This window comes from Bradyrhizobium sp. Kon56 (assembly GCF_055807635.1).
This window is the reverse complement of record NZ_JBVVOU010000692.1, coordinates 1-229: the sequence shown is the minus strand read 5'-3', so window position 1 is coordinate 229 and position 229 is coordinate 1. Positions and strand designations below refer to the sequence as shown.

The following is a 229-nucleotide window of genomic DNA, read 5'->3' as shown; positions in this document are numbered from 1 at the left end:
CGAATCGTCGCCACCGGCTCGGCCCGCTCGGCCAGGAACACTTCGGCTTGCTCAGGCGTCATCGACAGCCCGTACAGCGTGTTTAGCGTGGTGAGGTTGATGGGAATCGGCACCAACTGCCCATCCACCTTCGCCAGCACACGGTGCTCGTAGGGTCGCCACTCGGTGAAGCGCGACAAGTAATCAACGATGCGCTGGGCGTTGGTGTGGAAAATGTGCGGACCGTAGC

1 pseudogene is annotated in these 229 nt (G+C 62.0%); it reads right to left on the bottom strand.

The features are described from left to right. Positions 1-229 (bottom strand): annotated as a pseudogene (locus tag AC0L3B_RS40540) (UDP-galactopyranose mutase); the annotation flags it as partial.